6 protein-coding genes and 1 pseudogene are annotated in these 6,670 nt (G+C 72.0%); 4 read left to right on the forward strand and 3 right to left on the reverse strand.

Features of this window, described 5'->3' with window-relative positions:
* Nucleotides 1-11: 11 nt before the first annotated feature.
* The 3 genes from AC1DUQ_RS02045 to AC1DUQ_RS02055 are packed head-to-tail and all read left to right on the forward strand — an operon-like array spanning nt 12 to nt 3,591.
* Entirely contained in the window at nt 12-1,538 is a 1,527-nt protein-coding gene (locus tag AC1DUQ_RS02045) for an MmgE/PrpD family protein (RefSeq protein ID WP_477060731.1), read from the forward strand.
* Nucleotides 1,538-2,431: a methylisocitrate lyase gene (gene prpB / locus AC1DUQ_RS02050; protein ID WP_477060730.1), complete on the forward strand. Its 894-nt coding sequence runs from the start codon at nt 1,538-1,540 to the stop codon at nt 2,429-2,431. The genes AC1DUQ_RS02045 and prpB overlap by 1 nt, the downstream gene beginning before the upstream one ends.
* A gap of 41 nt (nt 2,432-2,472) precedes the next feature.
* A complete protein-coding gene (locus AC1DUQ_RS02055) occupies nt 2,473-3,591 on the forward strand; it encodes a bifunctional 2-methylcitrate synthase/citrate synthase (protein WP_477060729.1) in 1,119 nt (372 codons plus the stop codon).
* Nucleotides 3,592-4,106: 515 nt separating this feature from the next.
* On the opposite strand, the pseudogene AC1DUQ_RS02060 reads toward AC1DUQ_RS02055, so the two are convergent.
* From AC1DUQ_RS02060 to AC1DUQ_RS02070, 3 genes and pseudogenes are all read right to left on the reverse strand, one after another.
* Nucleotides 4,107-4,445, reverse strand: a pseudogene (locus tag AC1DUQ_RS02060) (glycosyltransferase); the annotation flags it as partial.
* Nucleotides 4,445-5,386, reverse strand: a complete 942-nt coding sequence (locus AC1DUQ_RS02065) for a phosphodiester glycosidase family protein (RefSeq protein WP_477073327.1) — start codon at nt 5,384-5,386, stop codon at nt 4,445-4,447. The gene AC1DUQ_RS02065 and the pseudogene AC1DUQ_RS02060, both read right to left, overlap by 1 nt.
* Before the next feature lie 63 nt (nt 5,387-5,449).
* Nucleotides 5,450-6,040, reverse strand: a complete 591-nt coding sequence (locus AC1DUQ_RS02070; protein ID WP_477060726.1) for a carboxymuconolactone decarboxylase family protein — start codon at nt 6,038-6,040, stop codon at nt 5,450-5,452.
* Between the two features lie 77 nt (nt 6,041-6,117).
* Between AC1DUQ_RS02070 and AC1DUQ_RS02075 the strand changes: the two genes are divergently transcribed.
* Nucleotides 6,118-6,670, forward strand: a 553-nt coding sequence (locus AC1DUQ_RS02075; RefSeq protein ID WP_477073328.1) for a hypothetical protein, incomplete at its 3' end; no start/stop codon positions are given.

Here is a 6,670-nt window from a genome sequence, read left to right on the forward strand (position 1 = left end):
GGCAGGAACGGATGACCCAGACGCACGCCGTGCGCATCCACCCCAGCGCGGACCGGCTGGCCCGGACCGACCAGCTCGCGTGGAAGATCGCCGAGGTCGCCGCCGACCCGGTCGAGGTCCCGGACGCCGTGGTCGACATGATCATCAACCGGGTCATCGACAACGCCGCCGTCACGGTCGCGTCGCTGACGCGCACCCCCCCGTCCACCGCCCGGGCGCAGGCGCTCGCGCACCCGTACGCGGGGCCCAGGCACGGCGCGACCATCTCCGGCGTCGCGCCCACCACCCGCGTCAGCCCCGAGTGGGCGGCCTGGGCCAACGGCGTCGCCGTGCGTGAGCTCGACTACCACGACACGTTCCTCGCGGCCGACTACTCCCACCCGGGCGACAACATCCCGCCGATCGTCGCGGTCGCGCAGCACACCGGTCGCGACGGGGCGGCGCTGGTCCGGGCGATCGCCACCGGCTACGAGATCCAGGTCGACCTGGTGCGCGCGATCAGCCTGCACCAGCACAAGATCGACCACGTCGCGCACCTCGGCCCGTCGGTCGCCGCCGGCCTGGGCACGCTGCTCGGGCTGTCTCCCGAGGTGATCTTCCACGCGGTCGGCCAGGCACTGCACACGACGACGGCCACGCGGCAGTCGCGCAAGGGCGAGATCTCGTCGTGGAAGGCCTACGCCCCGGCGTTCGCGGGCAAGGTCGCCATCGAGGCGGTCGACCGGGCGATGCGCGGCGAGACGTCGCCGACCCCCATCTACGAGGGCGAGGACGGGGTGATCGCCTGGATGCTCGACGGTCCCGACGCCGCGTACGACGTGCCGCTGCCGGCGCCCGGCGAGCCCAAGACGGCGATCCTCGACACCTATACCAAGGAGCACTCGGCGGAGTACCAGTCGCAGGCGCTCATCGACCTGGCGCGCAGCCTGCACCGCGAGCGTCCGGACCTGACCAACCCGAACAACGTGGCGTCGATCGTCATCCACACGTCGCACCACACGCACTACGTGATCGGTTCCGGCGCGAACGACCCGCAGAAGTACGACCCGACGGCGTCACGCGAGACGCTCGACCACTCGATCCCGTACATCTTCACCGTCGCGCTGCAGGACGGAGTGTGGGACCACGTCGCCTCCTACGCACCCGACCGCGCCGCTCGACCGGACACCGTGGAGCTGTGGCAGAAGGTCACGACCACCGAGGACCCCGCCTGGACCGCCCGGTACCACTCGAGCGACCCCGCGCAGAAGGCGTTCGGTGGCCGCGTCGAGATCACGACCACCGGCGGCGAGGTCGTCGTCGCCGAGCTCGCCGTGGCCGACGCCCACCCGCTGGGCGCCCGGCCGTTCGCCCGCGCGCAGTACGTGGCGAAGTTCCGCTCCCTCGCCGCGGGGGTGCTGGACCAGGCCGAGATCGAGCGGTTCCTCGACGTCGCCCAGCGGCTGCCGTCCCTGAGCGCCGACGAGCTGGCCGGCCTGACGGTCGTCGCGCCCGCCGGCCTGCTGGAGTCGGTCGTCACCCCGGAAGGACTGTTCTGATGCTCTACGCGACCGCCACACCGGCGGACAAGCGCGTCGCCCTGCGCGAGGGTCTGGCCTCGGGTCGGCTGCTGCAGCTGCCCGGCGCGTTCAACCCGCTGTCGGCGCGGCTCATCGAGGCCAAGGGCTTCGACGGGGTCTACGTCTCCGGCGCCGTGCTGTCCGCGGACCTGGGCCTGCCGGACATCGGCCTGACGACCGCCACCGAGGTCACCCAGCGCGCCGGCCAGATCGCCCGGATGACCGCGCTGCCCTCGATCGTCGACGCGGACACCGGCTTCGGTGAGCCCATGAACGTCGCGCGCACCATCCAGGGGCTCGAGGACGCGGGCTTGGCCGGCTGCCACATCGAGGACCAGGTCAACCCCAAGCGCTGCGGGCACCTGGACGGCAAGGCCGTGGTCGACGAGGACACCGCGCTCAAGCGGATCCGCGCAGCCGTCGACGGACGCCGCGACCCGAACTTCCTGGTCATCGCCCGCACCGACATCCGCGCGGTCGACGGTCTGGCCGCCACGGTGGACCGGGCCAAGGCGCTGGTCGACGCGGGCGCGGACGCGATCTTCCCCGAGGCGATGACAGGACCCGACGAGTTCGCCGCCGTGCGCGCCGCCGTCGACGTGCCCCTGCTGGCCAACATGACGGAGTTCGGCAAGGGCGAGCTGCTCACGGCCCGCCAGCTCGAGGACATCGGCATGAACATCGTGATCTACCCGGTCACCCTGCTGCGCCTGGCGATGGGCGCCGCGATGGCCGGCCTGGACACCATCCGCGCGGAGGGCACGCAAGCCGGTCTGCTGGACCGCATGCAGACGCGCGCCGAGCTGTACGAGCTCCTGGACTACGAGGCATACGGCACCTTCGACGCGAATGTGTTCAACTTCAAGCTCTGACCAGCAGGAACGTCCCGTCAACGACGATGGAGGCAGACCGTATGACCGAGTCCGACACCCAGATCCACAAGGGCCTCGCCGGCGTGGTCGTCGACACCACCGAGATCTCCTCGGTCGACGCCGAGAGCAACTCGCTGCTCTACCGCGGCTACCCCGTCCAGCAGCTCGCCGCGCAGCGTTCCTTCGAGGAGGTCGCGTACCTCTTGTGGCACGGCGAGCTGCCCGACGCCGCGCAGCTGGCCGAGCTGCAGACCTCCGGGCGGTCGCAGCGCGTGCTGGACGGAGCGGTGGTGGACGCCGTGCTCGCGCTGCCGACCACCTGCCACCCGATGGACGTCGTCCGCACGGCGGTCAGCGTGATCGGTGCGCACGACCCGACCGAGCAGGACTCGTCGCGCGAGGCCAACCTGGCCAAGTCCGTGCACCTCCTGGCCCAGATCCCCGGGATCGTGGCGCTCGACCAGCGCCGCCGTCGCGGTCAGGACCCGGTCGCGCCCCGTGACGACCTCGGGTTCGCGGAGAACTTCCTCTGGATGACGTTCGGCGAGGTGCCCGACCCCGTCGTGGTGCACGCGTTCGAGGTGTCGATGATCCTGTACGCCGAGCACTCGTTCAACGCGTCCACGTTCACCGCCCGGGTCATCGCGTCCACCCTGTCGGACCTGCACTCCGCGGTCGTCGGCGCGATCGGCGCCCTCAAGGGTCCGCTGCACGGGGGGGCCAACGAGGCGGTCATGGCGACGTTCGCCGAGATCGGCACGGCCGACAAGGCCGCCGCCTGGCTGGACGACGCGCTGGCGCACAAGCGCAAGATCATGGGCTTCGGCCACCGCGTCTACAAGCACGGCGACTCCCGGGTCCCGACGATGCACGAGTCGCTGGTGACCCTCGTCGAGCACTACGACCGGCCCGACCTGCTGGCCCTGTACGCCGCCCTCGAGAGCGCGATGACCGAGCGCAAGAACATCCTRCCCAACCTCGACTACCCCACCGGGCCCGCGTACCACCTGATGGGCTTCGACACCCCCACGTTCACGCCGCTGTTCGTCGCCAGCCGGGTCACGGGGTGGACGGCGCACGTGATGGAGCAGCTGAGTGCGAACTCGCTGATCCGGCCGCTGAGCCGGTACGTGGGGCCGGCGCGGCGGGACGTGCCGTAGGCGCGGCGAACACCACCGTCCGCTGCAGCTGGTAGCTGGCCGCGAACAGGGCCACCTCGGTGAGCACCTTCGCGGGCAGCAGGGCGACGCCGAGGCCCGTCAGGGCGGTGAGGATGCCGAAGTTCGCGGCGAGCATCGTGGCCGCGAGCACGCCGTACTGGGTGGGGGGGGGGGGGGGCGCGGGGGAACCGCAGCAGGGGCGCGTACACCCGGGCGGAGTCGATCACCGGCCGGAAGTGTGACGACGCGTTCTCGTCGAGGTAGACCGTCTGGATCTCGACCTCCTCGACGGCGAACCCGTCCTGCGACGCGCGCAGCAGCAGGTCCAGCTCGTACTCGAACCGCTCGCCGCCCACCGTCTGCAGCCACCCGAGCATCGACGCCGGATAGCCGCGAAGGCCTGTCTGGGTGTCGCGCACGGGCAGCCCCGTGGCCGTCCGCACCAGCACGCCGGTGATCGCGTTGCCCCACCGGCTGCGCAGCGGCACGTGGCCGGTGAAGCGTCGCGCCCCGAGCACCATCGCGCCGTCCGCCTCGGCCACCCGCTCCGCCACGCGCACGACGTCCCGGACCAGGTGCTGGCCGTCGCAGTCGGCACACACGACGTCGCTGCCCGGCCGGTGCTCGGCCAGCCACGCGAACCCAGCCTTGAGCGCGTGCCCCTTGCCCCGGTTCGTGGCGTGCTCGAGCACCGTCGCGCCCAGCGCGCGGACCTCGTCGAAGGTCGCGGCGTAGCCGGGTCCGCTGCCGTCGTCGACCACGAGGACCTCGAGGTCGGCGCAGCGCAGGGCGGCGACCAGGGACACCAGCCGGTCGTCGGGTTCGTAGGCCGGGATCAGTACGTACATCGTCATCAGCCCGCGATGTACAGGATGTCGGACGTGCCGCGCTCCTGGCCCTTGCCGAGCGGGTCGTTCACGAGCGCCCCGTCGAAGTACATGGTCGACGAGCCTCCGCCGTCGATGTTGCACGCGGTCGTCGCCCCGAGGTCCTGCATGATCTCGGCCAGCCCGGTGAGCGTCACCCCGGCGCTGTACCCGGGACTGCGCCCGTCGACGACGACGAACACCAGGTGGTTGTCGTCGATCACCCCGATCGCGGTCCGCGGCTGCTCGCCCTGGATCGAGTGGTTGCCCACGTTCGTGTCGACCTCGACGTCCTCGATCCCGTCGACCACCTGCCCGTCCTCGAGCAGCGCCGGCCCGAACGACAGGGTGTTCCAGACGCCGGCGGCCACCAGCTCGTCGGCGCTCGTGGCGGTCTCGTCGTACACCTCGACGTGCCCGTCGGTGGAGAAGGCGAGGCCCTCGCGGGCGCCCTCGTCGCGGTAGACCACCCCGTTGCGGATGACGATCCCCGTGTCGCGGAACCCGTAGTAGTCGCCGTTGATCGCGAACACCGCTCCGTTGTCCGCGGCGATGTCCGAGGTGTCCTCGGTGATGTTCAGGCCGAAGCTGTTCTGCGCGAACGCCGACCGCAGGGCCGTCGCGTCGGTGAGCGTGACGTCGGCGACGTAGTAGGTCACGGTGTCGTCGCCCGATCCGGTGGTGACGGTGGAGATCGAGATGGCGGACGACGAGGACTCGTAGGACGTGTCGGTGATCACGGCGTCGGCCGACGACGAACCAGCGGACGCCGTCGTGCCCTGGCTGGCCTCGTACGCCTGCACGTCGGAGATCTCGACGTGCTCGATCACGAACCGGTCGAGGGCCCAGGCGCCCGCACCGACGACGGACAACGAGAGCGTCAGGACACCGACCAGGACGGTGCGACGGAGGGGGGTGCGCTTCTTCATGCCCCTTGTCTAGGGAGCGGGACTGTCGCCCGTCGTTGCGCCCGCTGTGCGGCTCCTGTGCGGTCAGTCCTCGGCGATGGGCCGACCCACCGTCAGCGCCTCACGAAGCGGCGCGCCCAGCTCCCGGTACGCCGCGTCGGGCTGCGCACCGACCGCGTCCAGAACCGTGCTGAAGAAGCACCGGGCTGCTGCGGCAAGCACCACGTCGAGGATCTCGTCGTCGGCGAACCCGAGGGTGCGCAGCTCGTCGAGATCCTCCGGACGCATGTCGGCGGCGCCCGCCGCCACCGTGCCGGCCAGCCGCGCGACAGCGCGGTCCACCTCCGTCAGCTCGTCCGACTCGCCGCCCTGCGCCAGCGCCCGCACCGCGTCGGGGCTCATGTGCGTCGACGCGAGGACGTCACCGTGCGCCAGCGCGCAGTAGCTCGACCGCAGACGCAGCGCCGCCGCGGTCGTCGCCACCTCGTAGCGCCGCGGGTCCATCCCCTTGATCGCCCGGTTCAGCCCCTGCCACCCGCGCAGGACCTCCGGCCGGTGCGCGAACACCCGGGTGTAGTTGGCGACGTGCCCGAGCGCTGCCCGGTCCTTCTCGAACGCCGCGGCCACCTCGCCGGCCGGGTCGTCGTCCGTCGTCGCGCCGCTGATCCATGCCATGCGTCGTCCTCCTCGCGGGTGGGGCGTGCCGTGCCGATCATCGCGCTCCGCGGTGCGGCCCGACAGGATGAACGCTCATGGACGCCTCCTCGGCCGCCGCCAACAACGCCGCATGGTGCGATCTGGTCTGCCACACGGCCGGACTGCCGACGAGGACCCGCGCGGGGCTCTGGTCGACGCCGACCCGCTCCCCCGAGGCGTACCCGGACGGGGTCACGCTGCGCCCGGGGGTGCCGGCCCACGAGGTGCTGGGCTCCGTCGACGACTCCGCGGGCGCCTCGGTCAAGGACTCGTTCGCGGACCTCGRCCTGGCGCCGCACGGGTACACCGTGCTGTTCGAGGCCCGCTGGCTGGCCCGCGCCGCGGCGCAGCCGGGAGCACCCCGGCTGCCGTGGCGGTCGGTCGAGGCGACGACGCTCCCGCGATGGTGGGCTGCGCATGGCTCGCGGGTCGTCGGTGCGGCCGTGCTCGACGACCCCGGGGTGCGCCTCGTGCTCGCCGAGGACGACGAGGGGCCGGTCGCGGTCGCCGCGCTCAACCGCTCGGGCGACGGGCCGCGGACGGTGGTCGGGGTCTCGAACGTGCGGGTGCTGCGCGCGGACCCCGAGGCCGTCTGGGCCGATCTCGCCG

It is taken from the genome of Cellulomonas sp. P4_B5_2, from assembly GCF_056402235.1.

Excerpts from the sequence above, each read along its gene's own strand:
- AC1DUQ_RS02045 (WP_477060731.1), top strand. The coding sequence starts at position 12 with ATGACCCAGACGCACGCCGTGCGCATCCACCCCAGCGCGGACCGGCTG.
- prpB (WP_477060730.1), top strand. The coding sequence starts at position 1,538 with ATGCTCTACGCGACCGCCACACCGGCGGACAAGCGCGTCGCCCTGCGC.
- AC1DUQ_RS02065 (WP_477073327.1), bottom strand. The coding sequence starts at position 5,386 with ATGAAGAAGCGCACCCCCCTCCGTCGCACCGTCCTGGTCGGTGTCCTG.
- AC1DUQ_RS02070 (WP_477060726.1), bottom strand. The coding sequence starts at position 6,040 with ATGGCATGGATCAGCGGCGCGACGACGGACGACGACCCGGCCGGCGAG.